Raw genomic sequence first — 22632 nt, forward strand, 5'->3', positions numbered from 1 at the left:
AACCTGGAGCATTTCCAGCAAAAGTGCGAAGCGGTTTTGCGTGGGATAATGCGACCCACAAACACTTGGAACGAACAACCGGCTGCCCCATGACGACGAACAGCGAATTTCTGATCCCTGCCCGTGCCGACCTCGCAGCCGCACGTGAAGAATGGCTGAAGACGCTGAAAGATGCGCGCCGCCTGTCGGAAAATACGCTCGAAGCCTATGAGCGCGACACGCGCCAGTTTCTCAATTTTCTAACCGGCCATCTGGGCGAGCCACCATCGCTGAAAGATGTCGGCAATCTGCGCATTGCCGATCTGCGCTCCTTTCTGGCCAGCCGTCGCAATGAAGGCGTCGGTGCCAGGACGCTGGGGCGCGGTCTTGCCGGTGTGCGCTCGCTTCTGCGTCATCTGGAGAAGCGCGGCCTTGCCAATGCAGCGGGCGCAAGTGCCATGCGTGCGCCGCGCCAGCCGAAATCACTGCCGAAGCCGCTGACTGCCGACGACGCCCGGCGCGTTGTCGCCGCCGACGGACAGATGGCGGAGGAACCATGGATCGCCGCGCGCAACGCCGCCGTCCTCACCTTGCTCTACGGCTGCGGCCTGCGTATCTCCGAAGCGCTTGGCCTGATGGGCGACGCATTATCCGACAGCACCGCCCGTTCGATCCCCATTACGGGTAAGGGCAATAAAGCCCGCCTCGTGCCGTTGCTGCCCATCGTGCATCGCGCCGTCGCACAATATCGGGTGCTTTGCCCATTCGATCTTGCCGCCGACAAGCCGCTTTTTCGCGGTGCCAAGGGCGGTATGCTTCATGCCGCGATCATCCAGCGCGAAATGCAGAAACTGCGCGCCGGCCTCGGCCTCCCCGACAGCGCGACACCGCATGCGCTGCGCCATTCATTTGCCACCCATCTGCTGGGACGGGGCGGCGATCTCAGGACAATTCAGGAACTGCTGGGCCATGCAAGCCTCTCGACCACACAGGTCTATACCGGCGTGGATACCGAGCGGCTCCTGGAGGTTTACGACAAGGCGCATCCACGGGCTTGAGATTTGTCTCGCACCGGCAAAAACCGCACCTATATTATTCTCATGAAAAAGCTGCTTCTCGTTCTTCTTTATGCCTGTCTGGCAGGCGCAACATCTGCCCGCGCCGACGATGCGCCTGCCACCTGCGCGGTGCATGGCGTCAATCTCATCGAAGGTCTGGAGAAGAAAGATCCGGCAAGCTGGAAGGAATTGCAGCGTGCTGCCGACGCTGTTCCCAATCACAAAGGGCTTCTCTGGAAAATTGATAAGGATAGCGTCGAGCCCTCCTATCTTTTCGGCACGATCCACCTCTCCGATCCTCGGGTGTTGACATTACCGAGGGCCGCCGATGAGGCCTATCGCTCGGCGAAGACCGTCGTCATAGAAACAACGGATATTCTGGATCCCAAGGCCTTCCTGCATCTCAAGCTTGAACAGCCTGACCTGCTGCTCTTCACCGATGGCACTACGCTCAAATCGCATATTCCGGCGGAACGCCGCGAAGAAGTTGAACGGAAGCTCGCAGAACGCGGTATCGTTCTCGATGCGGTCGCAAAAATGAAACCGTGGATTCTGACCGGTCTGCTTGCACTTCCGGAATGCGAACGAGAGCGCAAAAGCGAGGGCAAAAAATCACTCGATGAACAGCTTGCTCTGGGCGCGCAAGCCGAAGGCCGCAACGTGCAGGGACTTGAAAGCGCTGCCGAACAGTTCGAGGCCATGAACAAGATGCCGCTCGATTTCCATATCCGCAATCTGGTTGCTACCGTCGATTATGACGACAAGGTCGAGGATGCCATGGAGACGACGACCGCACTCTACCTTAAGGGCGAAATCGGTATGATTATGCCGTCGCTCCGAAAGATTGTTCCCGACAGCCTTTCCGAAGAGGATTATGAGTTATTCATAAAGTATCTCATTTCCGACCGTAATCATGTTATGGCCGATCGTGCCGTTCCGATCATCGACAAGGGAAATGCGTTTATTGCTGTCGGCGCGCTACATCTGCCGGGCAAAGACGGGATAATCGAATTGCTGCGCGCAAAAGGCTATCGGGTGACCCCGCTATAAAACATGTGCCTGAATGTTGCTAACCGGCTTTCAGATCAGTGATGCTGTTTTCAATGGCCGTGATATTGAGTTCGAGCTCGGCAATCTGTCTCAGTATGGATTTTCCCGGAAGCGCTTCGTCCCTGGCGGCTTCATCCAGAAGCTTGAACTGTTCATCGCGCAAAAGCGAAGAAAGCTTTTCGAAGCGCTCGATGGTTTTCAGATTCTCTTTCGATGGCATGATGTCATTCCTCAAATTTCGGCGTGGTTTCTAATCGCTTATGATGATCCCGACTTATCAGCGCTTTACAGTGATAAAGCCTAGATAGCCAGTAGATCGACCATAACTCGCTTATCGGACCACTTCCGTGATTGAATATACATAGCGATATGCAGTTTCGCTCGGGTTAACGGCACGTGTGCCGAACACCTTCGCACAGCTATTAATTCATGTTCCTTCTTATATTGGATTTTTTGGAACTATCAGCCTTTTTTCGCATTGATATACACCGGTTTTGTTATCACAACGCAGAACGACACGCATCAGAGGCGGCAGGAGTATGGATTGGCTCACGATTAACCGCAAATAACCGGTCAACTGTCGTTTCCCAACTGTCACTTCCCAACTGTCACCTCAATGACGGAAGGGAACATTGGAGGAACCCGTTATGGTCGATCCCCTTGATCCACGAAACAATGATCCCCGCACCACATCCGACCCTCGCCTTTCGGACCCGTCTGGCCAATCTGGAATGCCGCCACCTCCACCAGCACGCGGCGGGAGCGGCTATCTGCTCGGCGCGGTGCTTCTGGCAGCGATCATTATCCTTGGTTACTTCTTCTATCGGAACGATAGTGGAACCGATACCACCGCTCCACCTCCGTCGCCACCAGCGACACAAAGCGAGCCTGCAACACCGGCTCCAGCTCCACCGGCACAAAATTAGAGCATAATCCGACCGGAGTGAAACGAGGATCGATAAGATTATGCTCTGGAAAGAAAACTTAGAGCGCCGATCTGATTGGATCAGATCGGCGCTCAAAACAACAAAAAGGCCCGCATTAGCGGGCCTTTTTTACAATCAGATGGTTGCAACCGATTACATATGGATCGGCTTTGCAAAGGTCGCCAGAGCCGATTCGCGCACTGCTTCCGACATGGTCGGATGCGCATGGCAGGTGCGAGCCAGATCTTCCGACGATCCGCCGAACTCCATCAGAACGGCAAGTTCGTGGATCATTTCACCCGCATTGTAGCCGAGGATATGCGCACCCAGAACGCGATCCGTCGCCTTGTCGGCCAGGATTTTCACGAAGCCATCGGTGTGTTGCATGGCACGCGCGCGACCGTTGGCCGTGAACGGGAACTTGCCGACCTTGTATTCAATACCGGCAGCCTTCAGTTCTTCTTCGGTCTTGCCGACCGAAGCGACTTCCGGCTGCGTATAGACCACGCTCGGGATAACATCGAAATTCACATGACCGGCCTGACCGGCAATGATTTCGGCAACAGCAATGCCTTCGTCTTCGGCCTTGTGTGCCAGCATCGGGCCCTGAACAACGTCGCCGATGGCGTAAATGCCTTCGACATTGGTGCGCCAGTGATCGTCAATCGCAACGCGGCCACGATCATCGACATTCACGCCCGCTTCCTGAAGGCCGAGACCGTCCGTATAAGGACGACGGCCAGTTGCAATCAGAACCGTATCAGCGTCGAGCGTTTCAGCGTTGCCGCCCTTGACCGGTTCGAAGGTCACTTTCGCGCCCTTACCGGCCTTCTCTACGCCGGTAACCTTGGCGCCGAGCTTGAAGGCAATGCCCTGCTTTTCGAGCAGGCGCTGGAACTGCTTGGAAACTTCGCCGTCCATCGGGCCAAGCACCTTGTCGAGATATTCGACAACCGTAACCTTCGCACCGAGACGCGCCCAGACGGAACCGAGTTCCAGGCCGATCACACCGCCGCCAACAACGATCAGGCTGGCCGGAACCTTGTCGAAGGAAAGCGCGCCGGTCGAAGAAACAATGACCTTCTCGTCAATATCGACCTTAACGCCCGGAATACCTGCAACGTCGGAACCGGTCGCAATGATGATGTTCTTGGCTTCGATTTCCTCGACCTTGCCGTCTTCGGCGGTCACGGAAACCTTGCCCTTGCCCACGATCTTGCCTGTGCCGATGAAGGCTGTGATCTTGTTCTTCTTGAACAGGAATTCAACGCCCGTGACATTGGCCTTCACGGTCGTGTCCTTGTGCGCCAGCATCTTTCCCAGATTGAGCTTCGGCGTCACTTCCACGCCAAGCGTATCGAAGGAGTGACCGGCTTCGGCAAAAACTTCCGACGCATGCAGAAGCGCCTTGGAAGGAATGCAGCCGATATTCAGGCAGGTGCCACCGAAGGTCTTGCGCTTTTCCACAACAGCAACGGAAAGACCAAGCTGTGCAGCCTTGATCGCGGCGACATAACCGCCAGGGCCCGTACCGATGACAACCACATCGTATGACATTGAACTATCCTTCTTCAGTCTGTCCTGAACGCTTTTCGAACGCCCGGTTCATCCGGGCCCGTTCTCTCATTCGAAATTATTTCCATGCAACCGGCGCCTACAGGGCTACCGGTCATTCCTCGTCGGGTGAACATCCCTGAAAGCGGAATGCTTCCCACTGAAGCGGCTTTTCGGGTTTTGCCGCTCCAAAATCATAACCATCAAGTGCCGTCACCAGATCGGGCAGCAGGATAGCCTGCGCCGCCGGTTCTTCCGCTTTGGGCAGGACATCGGCCTCCGCACCTTCCTTCAGCGCATAGATGACGCTCTGCCATATGCTGCAATCGTCGAGATCTTCCGGATTGGAACCATCGCCCTTGCAGTTGAAAGTCAGCAACGCATAGGGGCGCGCCACGCCTTCTTCCGGCCAGATCACCATGCCGCTCAGCTTGAATTCAGGCTTGTCGTTGGCGGTAATGGTGAATTCATTCGTCGGTGCCGGAGACATTTTCAGGTCGTTCGACTGTTCCGGGCGAAACGTCAGCGTGTAAGCATCGTCGCGATCGCGATAAACCGCCCGATTCTGGGTGCAAGCCGCCTGAACCGCGGTCGAGAACACGGTGAGCGCGAGCACCGAAACGGCGGCGGTCCTGAAAAGCTTGTTTGCAGCGTGCATCTGTCGGTTCTCCCTGAGTGTTTCCGGCAGCGAATCGAGATTCAGCCAAACTGAACCTGTTGCTTCTTACATAGCCTTTTCGGTGGCAAGTTTAAGTCCCAGCGCGATGAAGACAACACCGCTGGTCCGATCGATCCATTTCGAAGCCCGCGAGAAGGCAGCCCGCATTTTCGGCGTGGTCATGAAAAGGCTGACCCCGATGAACCAGGAAATCAGGGCCGTCGCCATCACCACACCGTAGCCGAGCTTAACCTCGGTCGGCGTATGGGCATGAACGACCGTCGAAAAAATCGACAGAAAGAAGAACACGGCTTTCGGATTGAGCGCATTGGCGGCAAAGCCGAGGCCGAACGCTTTGGCGAAACTCTGCGGCTTACGCGGTTCCTTCGGTGCCGTTTCCACATCGATCTTCGTCGTTCCGGCGCGCAGCGCCTTGATCCCGATATAGACCAGATAGGCTACACCGCACCATTTGACGATGTTGAACAGATAGATCGATTTGGAAATGATAAGTCCGAGACCCAGCACCGTATAGGTGACATGCATCATGAGGGCTGCGCCGATGCCGAAGCTCGTGATGATCGCCTCACGACGGCCATGCAGCAGCGATTGCCGGATGACCATGGCGAGATCGGCACCGGGGGAAACGATGGCAAAGACGAAGATCGCCATCAGGGATGCAAGTTCGAACAGATAGGGATGCATCGCGTTTCCTTCGTTGCGCGTCGTTCACGCGCAGGCTGTTATGAAAAATCAGAGCATTTCCAGCAAAGATGCGAAGCGGTTTTGCGTGAGGATAATGCGAAAGATAAACAGAAAAGCTTTTCTGAATATCTGTTTAATCAGAAAAGCGCCAGAAGCATCACTCCGAGCCCCACCAGACTAATGAGCCAGACGAAGGACCGGAAATAGGGAATGCCCGCCAGATAAAGCGGGATATAGGCGATGCGGCCGAAAAACCAGAGCCAAGCCCCGAGGATGCCCCATCCGGACGGGTCGCCTTTCAGCACGAGCGCCAGCGCCAGCGCCACGAAAGCCGGATAGGTCTCGCGGAAATTGGTGGAGGCGCGCTCCGCGCGACCGGCAAATTTGCCGGAGGGTTTAAAACCCTCGTCGCGCGGACCGGCATTCCATTGAGAGCCGAGTTCCTTTGTCGCCGCAAAGCCCTGCAGGAGGATATGAACCACCAGCAGGACGACGCTCAAGCCGACCAGCGGCAGAAACGGGGATGCGGAGAAGATGCCCGGCTCCATCGTTTTTCCTTAGAGATCAAGAACCAGACGTTCCGGATCTTCCAGGCTTTCCTTGACGCGCACAAGGAAGGTCACGGCTTCCTTGCCGTCCACGATGCGGTGATCATAGGACAGGGCAAGATACATCATCGGACGGATCACGATCTGACCGCCGACGACGACCGGACGTTCCTGGATCTTGTGCATGCCGAGGATACCCGACTGCGGAGCGTTCAGGATCGGCGACGACATCAGCGAACCATACACGCCGCCATTGGTGATGGTGAACGTGCCGCCCTGCATGTCAGCCATGGAGAGCGTGCCGTCGCGGGCTGCCTTGGCCAGACGGCCCAGTTCCTTTTCGACGCCTGCAATCGAAAGCTGATCGGCGTCGCGGATGACCGGAACCACAAGGCCCTTGTCCGTACCGACAGCCATGCCGACATGGGCGAAGTTCTTGTAGATGATGTCAGTGCCGTCGATCTCGGCGTTAACAGCCGGGATTTCCTTCAGCGCATGGGTCACGGCCTTGGTGAAGAAGCCCATGAAGCCAAGCTTCACGCCATGCTTCTTCTCGAAGACGTCCTTGTACTTGGTGCGCAGTTCCATGACCGCAGACATGTCGACTTCGTTATAGGTCGTCAGCATGGCGGCAGTGTTCTGCGCATCCTTCAGACGCTTGGCGATCGTCTGGCGCAGACGGGTCATCTTCACGCGTTCTTCGCGCGATGCGTCGCCAGCCGACGAAGCCGGACGTGCAGCAACAGGAGCGGCTGCCGCAGGAGCTGCCGAAACGCCCTTTGCAATAGCATCGAGAACGTCGCCCTTGAGAACCTGACCGCGCTTGCCGGAACCTTCGACCTGATCGGCAGAAACACCGCTTTCAGCCAGAAGCTTCGAGGCGGCAGGTGCTGGCTGCATTGCCGGGCCTGACGATGCGGAAACAACAGATGCGCTAGCTGCCGGAGCGGCGGCAGGCTTGGCTTCTTCCTTCTTCGCAGCCGGAGCAGCAGCAACGGCAGCGCCATCGGTGGAAATCTGGCCGAGAAGCGCATTGACCTCGACCGTGTCGCCTTCCTTGGCCGTGATTTCAGCCAGAACGCCAGCGCTCGCAGCCGGAACTTCCACTGTCACCTTGTCGGTTTCCAGTTCCACCAGCGGTTCATCGGCGGCGACGGCATCGCCGACCTTCTTGAACCATTTTCCGATGGTTGCCTCAGTAACGGACTCCCCAAGCGTGGGAACGCGAATTTCGGTGGCCATGGTTTCTTCTTCCGTTGATCTTCAAACTTTAGATTTCGTGTTCAATTCAGGCTGGAGCAGCTTCGAAAAACTGCTCCAGAACTCCAACCCGGATCAGTTACCGAGCGCATCCTCAAGGAAAGCGGCAAGCTGCGCAAGATGCTTCGACATCAGACCCGTTGCAGGCGATGCTGCAGCCGGACGGCCCGCATAGCGCACACGCTGATGCTTGGCATCGATATGAGCCAGCACCCATTCCAGATACGGGTCGATGAACGACCATGCACCCATGTTCTTCGGCTCTTCCTGACACCAGACCATTTCCGCATGGCGGAAGCGTGACAGCTCGTTGATGAGCGCCTTGGCCGGGAACGGATAAAGCTGTTCGACACGCAGCAGGTAGACGTCATCAATGCCGCGCTTTTCACGCTCTTCGTAGAGATCGTAATAGACCTTGCCCGAGCAGAGTACGACGCGACGGATCTTTGCATCCTTCTGGAGCTTGATGCCTTCGTCCTTGTTGTATTGCGCATCATCCCACAGCAGGCGGTGGAACGAGGATTCGCCCGACATTTCGGCCAGGGTCGAAACGGCGCGCTTGTGGCGCAGCAGCGACTTAGGCGTCATCATGATGAGCGGCTTGCGGAAGTCGCGCTTCATCTGGCGGCGCAGAATATGGTAGTAGTTAGCCGGCGTCGTAACGTTGGCAACCTGCATGTTGTCTTCGGCGCAGAGCTGGAGATAACGCTCCAGACGAGCCGAGGAGTGTTCCGGACCCTGACCTTCATAGCCATGCGGCAGAAGGCAGACCAGACCGGACATACGCAGCCACTTGCGTTCGCCCGACGAGATGAACTGGTCGAACACGACTTGCGCACCATTGGCGAAATCGCCGAACTGGGCTTCCCACAGAACCAGCGCACGCGGTTCGGACAGCGAATAGCCATACTCGTAGCCGAGAACCGCTTCTTCCGAGAGCATCGAATTGATGACCTCGTAGATCGCCTGACCCTTCTGGATATTGTTGAGCGGGATGTAGCGATTCTGGGTTTCCTGATCGTAGAGAACCGTATGGCGCTGCGAGAAAGTACCGCGCTCGACATCCTGACCCGAGAAACGGATCGGATTGCCTTCCGCGACCAGCGAACCGAAAGCAAGTGCTTCTGCCGTTGCCCAGTCGATCCCCTCGCCCGTTTCCATCATCTTGGCACGGTTGTCGAGGAAGCGCTGGATCGTGCGATGGACGTGGAAGTCCTTCGGTACTTCAACCAGCTTCTTGCCGATTTCCTTCAGCGTCTTTACCGGCACGGCGGTCTTGCCGCGGCGCTGTTCGTCGGCATTGTCTGCGGTGCGCAGACCAGCCCATGCGCCGTCCAGCCAGTCGGCCTTGTTCGGCTTGTAGCTCTGTCCGGCGTCGAATTCGGTTTCCAGATTTTCGCGCCACTGCGCTTTCATCTGGTCGATTTCTTCCTGCTTGATCAGGCCTTCCGCGATCAGCTTGTCGCTATAGAGCTGAACTGTCGTCTTGTGCGCACGGATTGCCTTGTACATCAGCGGCTGGGTGAAGGACGGCTCATCGCCCTCGTTATGACCGAAGCGGCGATAGCAGAACATGTCGATGACCACCGGCTTGTGGAAGGTCATGCGGAACTCGGTCGCAACCTTGGCGGCGAACACCACAGCTTCCGGATCGTCGCCATTGACGTGGAAGATCGGCGCTTCGATCATCTTCGCCACATCCGACGGATAAGGCGACGAACGCGAGAAGGCCGGATTGGTGGTGAAACCGATCTGGTTGTTGATGATGAAATGCACCGTACCGGCGACGCGATGGCCCTTCAGGCCCGAAAGGCCCAGGCACTCGGCCACGACACCCTGACCGGCAAAGGCAGCATCGCCATGCAGGAGCAGCGGCAGAACCTTGGCGCGCGTTGCAAGCGGAACCATGTCGTCGCGGGTGCGACCAGCCAGCAGGTCCTGCTTGGCGCGGGCCTTGCCCATCACGACAGGGTTGACGATTTCGAGGTGCGACGGGTTGGCGGTCAGCGACAGGTGGACCTTGTTGCCGTCGAACTCACGATCCGACGAAGCACCCAGATGGTACTTCACGTCGCCCGAACCTTCCACATCGTCCGGCGCATAGGAGCCGCCCTTGAACTCGTGGAAGATGGCGCGATGCGGCTTGCCCATCACCTGTGAAAGCACGTTCAGACGACCACGGTGGGCCATGCCGAAAATGATTTCCTTGACGCCAATGGCGCCGCCGCGCTTGACGATCTGCTCAAGCGCCGGGATCAGCGATTCACCGCCGTCGAGGCCGAAACGCTTGGTGCCCTTGTACTTGACGTCGATGAACTGTTCGAAGCCTTCCGCTTCGATCAGCTTCGACAGGATGGCCTTCTTGCCTTCCGGCGTGAAGGCGACCTTTTTGTCCGGACCTTCGATGCGTTCCTGGATCCAGGCCTTTTCAGCCGGATCGGAAATATGCATGAACTCGACGCCGATCGTGCCGCAATAGGTACGCTTCAAAATGTCGAGCATTTCCGGCACGGTCGCATATTCGAGGCCGAGCACGTTGTCGATGAAGATCTTGCGGTTGTAGTCGGCAGGCGTGAAACCGTAATTTTCCGGCTCCAGCTCATTATAGTCGTTCGGCTTTTCGGAGAGACCGAGCGGATCGAGATTGGCGTGCAGATGGCCGCGCATGCGATAGGCGCGGATCATCATGATGGCGCGAACGCTGTCGCGTGCAGCCTGCGTGATCTCTTCGCTGGTAAGGGCGGCACCGGTCGCACCCTTCGCTTCGCCCTTCGCAGCCTTGCCCTTCAGCTTGTCGGTGACATGCTTTTCGACTTCAGCCCAATTGCCGTCGAGCGCAGAAATGAGTTCGCCATTGGCGGCAATCGGCCAGTTCTTTCTGGTCCAGCTTGCACCCTGCGCATTCTTCTTCACATCGTCGGCATTGTCGCCCAGCTTCGCGAAGAAATCGCGCCACTGCGGATCGACCGAATTCGGATCATCCTCATACTTGGCGTACAGCTCCTCGATATAGTCGGCATTGCCGCCATAGAGGAACGAGGTAAGGGCGAAAACGTCGTTGGCCTGTTCTTGCCTTGCCATAACCTAATCCGGAGCTTTGCTCCGTCTCCTTGTCAGTAGCTCATCTGCGCGGGCCGGAAGTTCGATACCGAAACCTTCATCCCTCACGCCGCCGGGGAGGAACCACAACAGACCCCGGCAAAACTAAACTCTACGCGTCGGAACGGATATCCGCTCCTCCAAGCCGGATCGTATGACCCGCTGTTATGCTAAACCCGGCAGCGGCTTTCGCCGCCGCCGGGATATTCAGACCGATCCGCGATCTCAGCCCTTGAGGACTTCGACCAGCGTCTTGCCGAGCTGCGCAGGCGACGGCGACACGCGAATGCCAGCCGATTCCATGGCTGCAATCTTGTCTTCCGCGCCGCCCTTGCCGCCGGAGATCACGGCGCCAGCATGGCCCATGGTACGTCCGGCAGGCGCCGTACGGCCAGCGATGAAGCCGACCATTGGCTTCTTGCGGCCGCGCTTGGCTTCATCCTTGAGGAACTGCGCCGCATCTTCTTCAGCCGAACCGCCGATTTCGCCGATCATGACAATCGACTTGGTTTCGTCGTCAGCCAGGAACATTTCCAGGACGTCGATGAACTCGGTGCCCTTGACCGGATCGCCGCCGATACCGACAGCAGTGGTCTGGCCGAGGCCCTCGTTCGAGGTCTGGAACACTGCTTCATAGGTAAGCGTGCCGGAGCGGGAAACAACACCCACCGAACCCTTCTTGAAGATATTGCCCGGCATGATGCCGATCTTGCATTCTTCAGGGGTCAGGATGCCTGGGCAGTTCGGTCCGAGCAGGCGCGACTTCGAACGTTCCAGACGCTCCTTGACGCGGACCATGTCCAGAACCGGAATGCCTTCGGTGATGCAGACGATGAACGGAACCTCAGCCTCGATGGCTTCGATGATCGCGTCGGCAGCACCTGCTGGCGGAACGTAGATCACGGAAGCGTCGGCGCCCGTGCGTTCCTTGGCTTCGGCAACGGTTGCGAAGATCGGGAGCTTTTCGCCCTTGGCACCTTCCCAGGTTTCGCCACCCTTCTTCGGATGGATACCGCCGACCATCTGCGTGCCATAATAGGCAAGTGCCTGTTCGGTGTGGAAAGTACCGGTCTTGCCGGTCAGGCCCTGTACGAGAACCTTGGTGTCCTTGTTAACGAGAATGGACATGCCTCAATTCCCCTTCACTGCAGCGACGATCTTCTGCGCCGCATCGTCGAGATCGTCGGCCGAAATGACGTTCAGGCCGCTCTCGTTGATGATCTTCTTGCCGAGTTCCACATTGGTGCCTTCAAGACGGACAACCAGAGGAACCTTGAGGCCGACTTCCTTGACCGCAGCGATCACGCCTTCGGCAATGACGTCGCACTTCATGATGCCGCCGAAGATGTTGACCAGAATGCCCTGGACAGCCGGATCAGCGGTGATGATCTTGAACGCAGCCGTCACCTTCTCCTTGGTAGCGCCGCCACCAACGTCGAGGAAGTTGGCAGGTTCTGCACCGTAGAGCTTGATGATGTCCATGGTTGCCATGGCAAGACCAGCGCCGTTGACCATGCAGCCAATGTTACCGTCGAGAGCGACGTAAGCGAGATCGTGCTTGGAAGCTTCGATTTCCTTTTCATCTTCTTCCGACAGATCGCGCAGTTCCTGAATGTCAGGATGACGGAACAGTGCATTGCCGTCGAACGATACCTTGGCATCGAGAACGCGCACGCGGCCATCGGTCATGACGATCAGCGGGTTGATTTCCAGAAGGCTCATGTCCTTCTCGGTGAAGGCCTTGTAGAGGATCGGGAACAGCTTCAGGCCGTCTTCACGTGCCGCACCTTCAAGCTTCAGCGCATCGGCGAGCTTGTTAGCGTCTTCATCGGTCACGCCCTTGGCAGGATCGATAGCAACGGTGATGATCTTCTCTGGAGTTTCTTCAGCAACAGCTTCGATGTCCATGCCGCCTTCGGTCGAAACGACGAAAGCAGGACGGCCAACGGTGCGGTCGATCAGGATCGAGAGATAAAGCTCGCGATCGATGTCGGCGCCGTCTTCGATGTAGAGACGGTTGACCTGCTTGCCAGCTTCACCGGTCTGCTTGGTTACAAGCGTATGCCCAAGCATTTCCTTCGCATGAGCAACCACTTCCTCGACAGACTTGGCGAGGCGCACGCCGCCTTTTGCATCGGCTGGCAGTTCCTTGAACTTGCCCTTGCCGCGTCCGCCAGCATGGATCTGGCTCTTGACGACATAAAGCGGGCCTGGAAGCGTCTTTGCCCATTCTTCCGCCTGTTCGACGGAATAGACAGCCACACCATTGGCGATCGGTGCGCCGAAGGTGTGAAGCAGGCGCTTGGCCTGGTATTCGTGAATATTCATCTGGTTGTCCTCTGCGGATTCCCGGTCCGTCGCAAATGGTATTGAACGGAACCGGTACGGATTGACAGCCGGAAAAGGCCGGAGCCGCCCGCAGGCGGCAATCCGGCCTTGTCTGGAATTTTACTTCAGCGACGGAGCGATACCGATGCAGGCTTCGCAAAGACCGGCAACAGATGCGACCGACTTTTCGAACTCGGCCTTTTCGTCCTTGTCGAGATCGATTTCAATGATGCGCTCGACGCCGTTGGCACCGATCACGGTCGGCACGCCGACATACATGTCCTTGACGCCATACTGGCCAGTCAGCTGTGCTGCCACTGGCAGAACGCGCTTCTTGTCCTTGAGGTAGGATTCAGCCATCTGGATGGCCGAAGCTGCCGGAGCGTAGAAAGCCGAACCGGTCTTGAGCAGGCCGACGATTTCCGCGCCGCCGTCACGGGTGCGCTGGATGATCTTGTCGAGCTTTTCCTGGCTGGTCCAGCCCATCTTGACGAGGTCGGGCAGCGGAATACCGGCAACGGTCGAATAACGGGCCAGCGGAACCATGCTATCGCCGTGGCCGCCGAGCACAAATGCCGTGACGTCTTCAACCGAAACGTTGAATTCTTCCGAGAGGAAATAACGGAAGCGGGCGCTGTCGAGAACGCCAGCCATGCCGACGACCTTGTGCGCCGGAAGACCGGAGAACTTCTGCAGCGCCCAGACCATGGCGTCCAGCGGATTGGTGATGCAGATCACGAAAGCTTCAGGCGCATATTTCTTGATGCCTGCGCCAACCTGTTCCATCACCTTGAGATTGATGCCCAGAAGGTCGTCGCGGCTCATGCCCGGCTTGCGCGGCACGCCTGCGGTCACGATGACAACGTCTGCGCCTTCGATTGCGGCGTAGTCATTGGCGCCGGTGTACTTCGCATCAAAACCGTCAACCGGAGAAGATTCGGCGATATCCAGTCCCTTACCCTGCGGGGTGCCTTCCGCAATGTCGAAAAGGACGACGTCGCCGAGTTCCTTCAGACCAGCCAGATGGGCGAGCGTGCCGCCGATCATGCCGGAGCCGATGAGGGCAATCTTGTTGCGTGCCATGATTGTTTCTTTCCTCACTTTTGATCCAGAAACGCATCAAGCCATCCGGAAACCTCCCCGGAAACGCTCAAGCGTTGGAACTGCGAGATAGGACTCTTTGGCGATAAACTCAACTCATTATTTTGCGACTAATGTTTTCAATCGGTTAGAATTATCTGTTCTTACGTAAACGTAAGATAATTTGTCAATATCAAGGCAAAACCACCCCTCCCTACCGCCGCAAACCATCCCCGACGAAGCGGTGAAGGAGCGGTCGGCAAGCTGTCAATTCCAACAACGTCGCGCACCGGTTTAAAACCAGTCCCGACTTCAATCTGGTTCCTGGCCGGTTTTTGGGCCGGCTTTTGTCAGATGCTTCAGCAAAACCCGGCGCGAACGCGCCAAGCCTGCCGCATGAATTGCGTGAGCAACATAGCCCACCGGGCTTATAAGTCCAGTCTATGCCAATCTAATGACGGGGCAGTCTGATGATGGGCGGCCTGATGATGGGGCAGGGCGATATGTGATCTATCCGGCCTTGCCGGGCGGCTCGGCCAGATAGTCCGCGCTCTGCATCTCGAAAAGGCGGGAAGCGGTGCGGTCGAACTCGAACGCCTCCGTGCCCTTGCTCGCGAGATAGAGCTTTTCAGGCTGGGCTTCGGCGGAAATGAACACCCGCGCGTGATGATCGTAAAGCACGTCAACCAGCAGAATGAATCGTTTGGCCTCATTGCGGCGCGAATAGTCCAGCACCGGTACATCGTCGATGAACAGCGTCGGATAGTGCTTGACGATGGCGATATAGTCCGAGGCACCAAGCGGTTTTGAACAGAGTGCATCGAAAGTGAAGCGCGCAGCACCATGCGCGGCGCGGGCAACCTCGATGTCGCGCCCCTTGATGCGGATCACGTCCGGCTTTTCGTGCGCGCCGTCCTTTTGCGCCGCCCAGGCCGCATCCATGCGCTTGGTGGTCTCGGCACCCAGCGGTGACAGATAGACCGGCTGGCGGTCGAGTTTTTCGAGGCGGTAATCAGTGCGCGAATCGAGGTTGATCACATCGACATGCTGCTTGAGGATATCGATGAAGGGCAGGAAGAGCTGCCGGTTCAGGCCATCGCGATAAAGATTGTCCGGCGCAACGTTGGATGTCGCCACCAGCACAACCCCACGCGCAAACAACGCGCTGAACAGGCGCGACAGGATCATCGCATCGGCGATATCCGTCACGGTGAATTCGTCGAAACACAGAACCCACGCCTGCTGGCTCAAGGCATCGGCTACCGGCGGGATCGGATCGTCCTGCTTGGTCTCGCCGCGCTTATGCGCCTGACGATGCGCATAAATGCGATCATGCACATCAACCATGAAGTCGTTGAAATGGGCGCGGCGCTTGCGTTCCACCGGCAGCAGCGAAAAGAACATATCCATCAGCATGGTCTTGCCGCGCCCGACCTCGCCGTGCACGTAAAGCCCCTTGATGACGCTCGATGCTTCCTTGCGCTTGCCGAACAGCCAGCCGAGCGCGCTCGATTTACGTGACAGGCGTTTGGTGCAGATTTCCTCGATCAGCCGGTCGTAACGGTCGGTGAGTTCGAGTTGAGCTGGGTCGGCTTCCACATCACCCGCCGCGACCATTGCATCATAATGTTCGCGAAGGGAGGGAAACGCCTTCAAATTACCGTCGAAAGACATGATTGCTTCCGTTCAACCTTTCAATTGCAAAAACGGCGGACCATCTCGCGATGATCCGCCTGTCTTTAAGCGAAAGAATGTCTTAGCGCGAAAGCGACACGGCCTGACCGCCGGAAGTCTGTCCGTCGAAGCGGCTCTGTCCCGAAGAATAGAGCGAAGCGACAGTACCGCCATTCGCATCATAGAGAACGAGCTGCTTGCCGTTGACAGCCCAGGAAGCAAGATTGCCCAGTTCACCCGGGCAGCGCAGCGGACCGGCGCGGAAACCTTGACCATATTTGGTCTGTGGCGTCGCTATCTTGCAGCTCTGTCCGCCGAGCGATGCATTCCATACACCGGCGACGGAGCCTGGCGTCAGGTCCGGCGCTGATGCCGGCGGCAAGCTTGCAACCTGCGTGCCGGGCTGTGCATTCGGGTCCGTGGTCGGAGCAGTCGGGAACTGCGAAGCATTGGGCGAATTAAGGTTGCCCTTCTGCACCGCACCTGCCGGAGCGGCATTGACCGGCGGCGGTGGCGGCGGTGGCGAAACCGTGTCGAGATTGCCGAACCGCGAGCTCTGGCAACCGGCCAGGACAATGCCAGCTGCCGCGAGGCCGAGCAGACTTGCTTTCGAAATTCCCATCAGGTTCTCCATTTCCGCATTTCTCATCAGGGGTGGGGATGCCCCGGGCTCCCTACCGAAGCCCTGCATTGTGACAATATTGGACCGATAAAATGGCTATATGGTTAAAAAAGCAACACCGGCACCTGTCATTTTTGCCTCCCAAACTCTTCAAGAATGCTTGAAACCGCTTAATAATCTTGAAACTGGGACAGGAAGGCCACAGTTTCCCCGATATTGCCGCCTGTTCTGAAAGAACATCTGCACCGCAACTTTTCGCAATCTGATGCGGGTACTGGCAATTTGCGGGCTTTTCCGCCATATAGACGCTAATTGTCCCATAGGCTTTATCGACCAAAGCCACAGGAAAACGGAACCACGATAGTTATGGCCACCAGGGCAGCCTTCGCCAAGATGAACGGGCTTGGCAATCAGATCATCGTTGCCGACATGCGCGGCCGCGCCGATCGGATTACGCCTGAAGCTGCGATCCGTCTTGCAGGCGACAGCGAGACCGCCTTCGATCAGATCATGGCGATTCACGATCCGCGTACAGTGGGAACCGACAACTATATAGCGATCATCAATTGCGACGGCACCGAAGCGCAGGCTTGCGGCAATGGTACACGCTGCGTCGTGCAGGCGCTGGCCGCCGAGACAGGCAGGCAGGATTTCACCTTTGAAACCCGCGCCGGAATTCTGACCGCGACCGAACACGAAGACGGCCTGATTTCCGTCGATATGGGCAAGCCACGCTTCGACTGGCAGGATATTCCGCTTGCCGAAGAATTTCGCGATACACGCATGATCGAACTGCAGGTCGGCCCCATCGACGCACCAGTGCTGCATTCGCCGTCGGTTGCGTCCATGGGCAATCCGCATGCAATCTTCTGGGTCGACCGCGATGTCCGGTCCTATGAGCTGGAAAAATTCGGACCGCTTCTGGAGCATCATCCGATCTTTCCTGAGCGCGCCAATATCTCCATTGCCCGTGTCACTTCGCCCGAGACAATCGATCTGCGCACATGGGAGCGCGGTGCGGGTCTCACCCGCGCCTGCGGTTCCGCCGCCTGTGCCGCCGCCGTCTCGGCAGTGCGCACGCGCCGCACCGGACGCACGGTTACCGTCAATGTTCCCGGCGGCCCGCTCAGGATCGAGTGGCGCGACGACGATCACGTCATGATGACCGGCCCCGCCGAGTGGGAGTTCTCAGGCACTTTCGATCCCGCTACCGGCGAATGGAACCGCGACGCCCAAAATGACAAGGGTGCAGCCTGATGACGGTGGAAGTCGTAACATTCGGATGCCGTCTCAACACCTATGAATCAGAGGTGATGAAACGCGAAGCCGATGCCGCGGGACTTGGTGAATTGAAGGATGGCGCGATCATCTTCAACACGTGCGCCGTGACGGCGGAAGCTGTGCGCCAGGCGCGTCAGGCGATCCGCAAGGCACGCCGTGAAAACCCGGAAGCGCGCATCATCGTCACCGGCTGCGCCGCGCAGACCGAAGCGGACAATTTTGCCGCCATGGACGAAGTCGATCTCATTCTCGGCAATGAGGAAAAACTGAAATCCAATTCCTACCGAATGCTGCCGGATTTCGGCGTCAACCAGTTCGAAAAGGTCCGCGTCAACGACATTATGGAAGTGCGCGAAACCGCAAGCCATATGGTCGATGCCATCGAAGGCCGCGCGCGTGCTTTCGTGCAGGTACAGAACGGCTGCGATCATCGCTGCACCTTCTGCATCATTCCCTATGGTCGTGGTAACTCCCGCTCCGTTCCGATGGGCGCGGTGGTGGATCAGGTCAAGCGCCTTGTCGGCAACGGTTATGCCGAAGTGGTGCTGACCGGCGTGGACATGACCTCCTACGGTCCCGATCTTCCGGGAAGCCTGCGTCTCGGCAAGCTGGTGAAGACCGTTCTCAACCAGGTGCCGGATCTGCAGCGCCTGCGTCTTTCCTCCATCGATTCCATCGAGGCCGATGACGATCTGATGGATGCGATTGCCAATGAAAAGCGCCTGATGCCGCATTTGCATCTGTCGCTCCAGGCGGGCGACGACATGATCCTGAAGCGTATGAAGCGCCGCCATCTGCGCGACGATTCGATCCGTTTCTGCGAAGCGGTTCGGTCGCTGCGCCCCGATATCGTGTTCGGCGCGGACATCATCGCCGGTTTCCCGACCGAAACAGAAGAGATGTTCGCAAATTCGATGAAGATCGTCGAGGAATGCGGCCTGTCCCACCTCCACGTCTTCCCCTACAGCGCACGCGAAGGCACCCCCGCCGCCCGCATGCCGCAGGTGCGGCGCGAAATCGTCAAGGAACGTGCAGCGCGTTTGCGTGCCGTTGGCGACCGCGCTTATGAAAAGCACCTCGCTTCTCTCAACGGCACTGTGCAACGCCTGTTGATCGAGAAGGAAGGCATTGCGCGCACGGAGGGCTTTACGCTGGCATCGGTGGACGGCGGTGCACCGGGCGAAATCATCGAACGTATCGTGACAGGCCATGACGGTGAAAAACTCCTCACCCGTCAGGTAGAGCCGCAAGCGGCTTAAAGCTTAAGGGCATCAGATTTCATGGCAATGGGTTTCATCAAGAAAATGTTCTCCTTCGGCAAGAAGGAGGTCGAGGAAAAACCGGTCGAACAACCGGCTCCCGATGCTGTGGAAACGGCTTTAGAAACGCAGTTTCCTGAAACCGTCGAAACGCCCGAAGAAGCAGAAACAGCCGTCGTTGAAGTGGTCATTTCCGAACCGGAAGCGCCAGTGATCGCCAACGAGCCTGAGCCGATTGAAGAGCCTGCGGCTGAAACGGTTGAGGACGAAAAGGCAGAACCGGAGCATCCGGTTGCCGAGATTGAAATCCCGATTGAACAGCCTCCGGTGATGGAACCAGTCGCGGTTGAAGCATCTGCGCCAGAGCCTGTCGTTGAGCCAGAGCCCGAACCTGTTGCTGAACCTGAACAGCCTGAAGTCGCAAAAGCTCCCGATGCATCGGTTGTAGAGGAAGCGGTCGAACCCGCGCCCCAGCCAGAGCCGGTGAAGCCCAAAAAAGTCAAGGTCGCCAAGGCCGTTGAAGAACACGAGGACGAAGCACCGGTTGAAGCAGTGCCTGAACCAAAGCTTTCCTGGTTCGAGCGCCTGCGTCGCGGTTTGCTGCGTTCATCGAATTCGCTCAGCGAATCCATCGGCGGCATTTTCACCAAGCGCAAACTTGATGACGATACGCTGCAGGATCTCGAAGATGTGCTGATCCAGGCCGACCTCGGGCTTGAAACCGCCATGCGCGTAACCGATGCGCTGTCGTCCGGTCGCTACGGCAAGGACGTGACCGGCGAGGAAGTGCGCACCATCATGGGCGCGGAAATCGAAAAGGTTCTCGGCCCCGTGGCAAAGCCGCTGGAGCTTGATCTGTCACACAAGCCGCATGTCATTCTGGTTGTCGGCGTCAACGGCACCGGCAAGACCACGACCATCGGCAAGCTGGCCGCAAAACTGACCGCGGGCGGCCTCAAGGTCATGCTGGCGGCGGGCGACACTTTCCGCGCGGCCGCTATCGAGCAGCTGCACATCTGGGGCGAACGCACCGGCTCACCGGTCGTTTCCTCCAAGCTCGGCGCCGATGCGGCGGGGCTTGCCTATGATGCATGGGAAAAGGCCAAGGAAGCGGGAAGCGACGTTCTCATCATCGATACCGCTGGCCGTTTGCAGAACAAGGCCGAACTGATGGAAGAACTGGCCAAGATCGTGCGCGTGCTGGGCAAGCATGACCCGGAAGCGCCGCATACGGTGCTTCAGACGCTCGATGCAACCACCGGCCAGAACGCGCTCAATCAGGTCGAAATTTTCAAGAATATTGCCGGCGTCAACGGTCTGGTCATGACCAAGCTTGACGGAACCGCACGCGGCGGCATTCTGGTAGCAATTTCGGCCAAGCATAAACTGCCGATCTATTTCATCGGTGTCGGCGAAGGTGTCGACGATCTGGAACCCTTTGCGGCCAAGGATTTTGCCCGCGCCATCGCAGGAGTTGCCTGATGGAGCATCCCGTTTTCGAACGCGATCCGTCACAGAAAAGCGAAGCTGAACGCAAGGAGGTCCCGCCGCTGCTCAAGCTGGTGCTGGAGCTCGGACCACTTCTTGTCTTCTTCTTTGCCAATGCGCGCGGTGAAATGCTGATCGAGCGTTTTCCGGTGCTGGCTTCCATCGGCGCACCGATCTTTCTGGCAACGGCCCTGTTCATGGCCGCGACCGTGATCGCGCTCGTCATTTCATGGGTGATGACGCGCACGCTGCCTATCATGCCGCTTGTCTCCGGCATCGTCGTGCTGGTGTTCGGAGCACTGACACTCTGGCTGCACAACGATACCTTCATCAAGATGAAGCCCACCATCGTCAACACGCTGTTCGGCGCTATCCTGCTCGGCGGACTTTTCTTCGGTAAATCCCTGCTTGGTTATGTGTTCGATTCGGCCTTCCGTCTCGATGCCGAAGGCTGGCGAAAACTGACACTGCGCTGGGGTCTGTTCTTCATCTTCCTCGCTGTGGTCAACGAGGTTGTCTGGCGGAACTTCTCGACCGATGCATGGGTATCGTTCAAGGTGTGGGGCATTATGCCCATCACCATTGTCTTCACGCTTTTACAAATGCCGCTTATCCAGAAGCATTCACTGACGGAAGACAACAAGACCGCATCATAATCGAGCATTTCCAGCAAAAGTGTGAAACGGTTTTGCGTCGGACAATGCGACACGCTTTAGGAGGAAGGACGCCATGAACGGGATCGCCCCAAGGCTTGAAATCGAACAGTTCATCTGCCGCAGCGACAATTATGGCGTTCTGATCCACGACCCGCAAAGTGCACTGACAGCATCCATCGATGCGCCCGATGCAGCCGCTGTCGAAGCGGCGCTGAAACGGCGTGGCTGGACGCTCGATTTCATCTTCACCACGCATCACCATCTCGACCATGTCGAGGGCAATGAAGCGCTAAAGGCGAAATACGCGGTCAGCATCATCGGCCCCAAGGCGGAAGAAGCAAAAATTCCCGGCATCGACCGTAGCGTGAAGGATGGCGACGAATTCACCTTTGGTCTCTTCCGGGTGAAAGCCATCGCAACACCGGGCCATACGGCGGGCGAAATTTCCTATTATCTTCCCGATGCGAAAGTCGTCTTCACGGGCGATACGCTTTTCGCACTCGGCTGCGGTCGGCTTTTCGAGGGAACGCCGCTTACCATGTTCCAGTCGCTGCAAAAGCTGATTGCGCTTCCCGGTGACACGGCGGTTTATTGCGGTCATGAATATACCGAAAGCAATGCCCGCTTTGCGCTCACCATCGACCCGGCCAATTCCGCTCTCAAGGAGCGCGCCACCGAGATTGCGCGGCTTCGTGCTGCCGACCGCATGACATTGCCGTCAAGCATTGCACTTGAAATGGCGACAAATCCCTTCCTGCGCTGGCATGATGCCGGTATTCGCAGCCGCCTCGGCCTGCAGGATGCACCTGATGAAGCCGTGTTCGCCGAAATACGCAAGCGCAAGGATATGTTCTGACATGTGGTACTTTAGCCGGCGAATCGTTCCACAGTTCGAGGATAGAAGAATGACGGTGTTTTCCCGTTTCAAGATTGCAGGCTGCGCCGTTTTCCTCGGCCTTTCCCTTATCGCCCTGCCCGTTTCCACAGGCGTCGCGTTTGCCGACGACCTGCTCGATGTCGCGCCGAAGCAAACGCCTGCCGAAATCAACAATTTCAAGCTGAGCGAAGATTTTCTGTCCCGCATGGAAAAAGTGCAGGAACAGTTGGGCGGCATGGAACTTTCCGCGACCGAAGAAGAAGGACAAGATGCCACGCCATCCTTCGACAAGATGGTGAAGAGCATCGAAACCCGTCCGCAGGTGGTGGAAGTGCTCAAGACCCAGAACATAACACCCAGCGATTATATTCTCGGCTATTTTGCCCTGATGAGCAGTCTTGCAGCCGCTGACGCCGAGAGTGAGCCGCAGCTTGTGGACGAGTTAAAGGACATCAATCCCGAACATCTCGCCTTCGGCAAGCAATATAGCGAGCGTATCCGTGTTCTGATCGGCGAGTAACGCATCACGA

Annotated in this window: 21 protein-coding genes; 9 read left to right on the forward strand and 12 right to left on the reverse strand. The window is 57.5% G+C overall.

The window, feature by feature from the left end:
• The first annotated feature begins 89 nt into the window (after window positions 1-89).
• Both CQZ93_RS12770 and CQZ93_RS12775 read left to right on the forward strand, forming a co-directional pair.
• Entirely contained in the window at window positions 90-1037 is a 948-nt protein-coding gene (locus CQZ93_RS12770; RefSeq protein ID WP_105542876.1) for a tyrosine recombinase XerC, read from the forward strand.
• A 42-nt stretch (window positions 1038-1079) separates the two neighbouring features.
• A complete protein-coding gene (locus tag CQZ93_RS12775; protein WP_105543303.1) occupies window positions 1080-2087 on the forward strand; it encodes a TraB/GumN family protein in 1008 nt (335 codons plus the stop codon).
• A 19-nt stretch (window positions 2088-2106) separates the two neighbouring features.
• Here CQZ93_RS12775 and CQZ93_RS12780 read toward each other — a convergent pair whose 3' ends face one another.
• Entirely contained in the window at window positions 2107-2307 is a 201-nt protein-coding gene (locus CQZ93_RS12780; protein WP_105542877.1) for a hypothetical protein, read from the reverse strand.
• 427 nt (window positions 2308-2734) lie between these two features.
• Here CQZ93_RS12780 and CQZ93_RS12785 point away from each other — a divergent pair, with 427 nt between their 5' ends.
• A complete protein-coding gene (locus CQZ93_RS12785) occupies window positions 2735-3013 on the forward strand; it encodes a hypothetical protein (protein ID WP_105542878.1) in 279 nt (92 codons plus the stop codon).
• A 153-nt stretch (window positions 3014-3166) separates the two neighbouring features.
• On the opposite strand, the gene lpdA is transcribed toward CQZ93_RS12785, so the two are convergent.
• From lpdA to CQZ93_RS12840, 11 genes are all read right to left on the reverse strand, one after another.
• A complete protein-coding gene (gene lpdA, locus CQZ93_RS12790; RefSeq protein WP_105542879.1) occupies window positions 3167-4570 on the reverse strand; it encodes a dihydrolipoyl dehydrogenase in 1404 nt (467 codons plus the stop codon).
• 112 nt (window positions 4571-4682) lie between these two features.
• Complete coding sequence (locus tag CQZ93_RS12795; protein WP_105542880.1) at window positions 4683-5225, reverse strand: hypothetical protein; 543 nt, start codon at window positions 5223-5225, stop codon at window positions 4683-4685.
• Window positions 5226-5291: 66 nt separating this feature from the next.
• On the reverse strand, window positions 5292-5930 hold the full coding sequence (locus tag CQZ93_RS12800) for a LysE family translocator (RefSeq protein WP_105542881.1): 639 nt from the start codon (window positions 5928-5930) through the stop codon (window positions 5292-5294).
• A 137-nt stretch (window positions 5931-6067) separates the two neighbouring features.
• Window positions 6068-6478 carry an MAPEG family protein gene (locus tag CQZ93_RS12805; protein WP_105542882.1) on the reverse strand — a complete coding sequence of 137 codons (411 nt, stop codon included), beginning with the start codon at window positions 6476-6478 and terminating at the stop codon, window positions 6068-6070.
• Between the two features lie 9 nt (window positions 6479-6487).
• Window positions 6488-7720, reverse strand: a complete 1233-nt coding sequence (gene odhB / locus CQZ93_RS12810; RefSeq protein WP_105542883.1) for a 2-oxoglutarate dehydrogenase complex dihydrolipoyllysine-residue succinyltransferase — start codon at window positions 7718-7720, stop codon at window positions 6488-6490.
• 93 nt (window positions 7721-7813) lie between these two features.
• Window positions 7814-10819 (reverse strand): 2-oxoglutarate dehydrogenase E1 component, encoded by a 3006-nt coding sequence (locus CQZ93_RS12815; protein WP_105542884.1) that lies wholly within the window; start codon window positions 10817-10819, stop codon window positions 7814-7816.
• A gap of 243 nt (window positions 10820-11062) precedes the next feature.
• Window positions 11063-11965, reverse strand: coding sequence for a succinate--CoA ligase subunit alpha (gene sucD, locus CQZ93_RS12820; protein WP_105542885.1), 903 nt, complete (start codon window positions 11963-11965; stop codon window positions 11063-11065).
• A 3-nt stretch (window positions 11966-11968) separates the two neighbouring features.
• Window positions 11969-13165 (reverse strand): ADP-forming succinate--CoA ligase subunit beta, encoded by a 1197-nt coding sequence (gene sucC, locus CQZ93_RS12825; protein ID WP_105542886.1) that lies wholly within the window; start codon window positions 13163-13165, stop codon window positions 11969-11971.
• A gap of 120 nt (window positions 13166-13285) precedes the next feature.
• Entirely contained in the window at window positions 13286-14248 is a 963-nt protein-coding gene (gene mdh, locus CQZ93_RS12830; protein WP_105542887.1) for a malate dehydrogenase, read from the reverse strand.
• A 507-nt stretch (window positions 14249-14755) separates the two neighbouring features.
• Window positions 14756-15919, reverse strand: coding sequence for a cell division protein ZapE (gene zapE / locus CQZ93_RS12835; RefSeq protein WP_105542888.1), 1164 nt, complete (start codon window positions 15917-15919; stop codon window positions 14756-14758).
• Between the two features lie 82 nt (window positions 15920-16001).
• Complete coding sequence (locus CQZ93_RS12840) at window positions 16002-16541, reverse strand: protease inhibitor Inh/omp19 family protein (RefSeq protein WP_105543304.1); 540 nt, start codon at window positions 16539-16541, stop codon at window positions 16002-16004.
• Between the two features lie 366 nt (window positions 16542-16907).
• On the opposite strand from CQZ93_RS12840, the gene dapF reads away from it, so the two are divergent.
• The 6 genes from dapF (at window position 16908) to CQZ93_RS12870 (ending at window position 22622) form a co-directional block, all read left to right on the forward strand.
• On the forward strand, window positions 16908-17798 hold the full coding sequence (gene dapF, locus CQZ93_RS12845; RefSeq protein ID WP_105542889.1) for a diaminopimelate epimerase: 891 nt from the start codon (window positions 16908-16910) through the stop codon (window positions 17796-17798).
• Window positions 17798-19081, forward strand: coding sequence for a tRNA (N(6)-L-threonylcarbamoyladenosine(37)-C(2))-methylthiotransferase MtaB (mtaB, locus tag CQZ93_RS12850; RefSeq protein ID WP_105542890.1), 1284 nt, complete (start codon window positions 17798-17800; stop codon window positions 19079-19081). The genes dapF and mtaB overlap by 1 nt, the downstream gene beginning before the upstream one ends.
• Before the next feature lie 21 nt (window positions 19082-19102).
• Window positions 19103-20563 (forward strand): signal recognition particle-docking protein FtsY, encoded by a 1461-nt coding sequence (gene ftsY / locus CQZ93_RS12855; protein ID WP_105542891.1) that lies wholly within the window; start codon window positions 19103-19105, stop codon window positions 20561-20563.
• Complete coding sequence (locus CQZ93_RS12860; protein WP_105542892.1) at window positions 20563-21225, forward strand: septation protein A; 663 nt, start codon at window positions 20563-20565, stop codon at window positions 21223-21225. Before ftsY ends, CQZ93_RS12860 begins: the two co-directional genes overlap by 1 nt.
• Window positions 21226-21298: 73 nt before the next feature.
• Entirely contained in the window at window positions 21299-22081 is a 783-nt protein-coding gene (gene gloB / locus CQZ93_RS12865) for a hydroxyacylglutathione hydrolase (RefSeq protein WP_105542893.1), read from the forward strand.
• A gap of 49 nt (window positions 22082-22130) precedes the next feature.
• The gene (locus CQZ93_RS12870) at window positions 22131-22622 is read left to right on the forward strand and encodes a hypothetical protein (protein ID WP_105542894.1); all 492 of its coding nucleotides are present in this window, start codon (window positions 22131-22133) and stop codon (window positions 22620-22622) included.
• Window positions 22623-22632 lie beyond the last annotated feature (10 nt).

Origin of the sequence: Ochrobactrum vermis (assembly GCF_002975205.1) — a bacterium.
Classification (GTDB): domain Bacteria; phylum Pseudomonadota; class Alphaproteobacteria; order Rhizobiales; family Rhizobiaceae; genus Brucella; species Brucella vermis.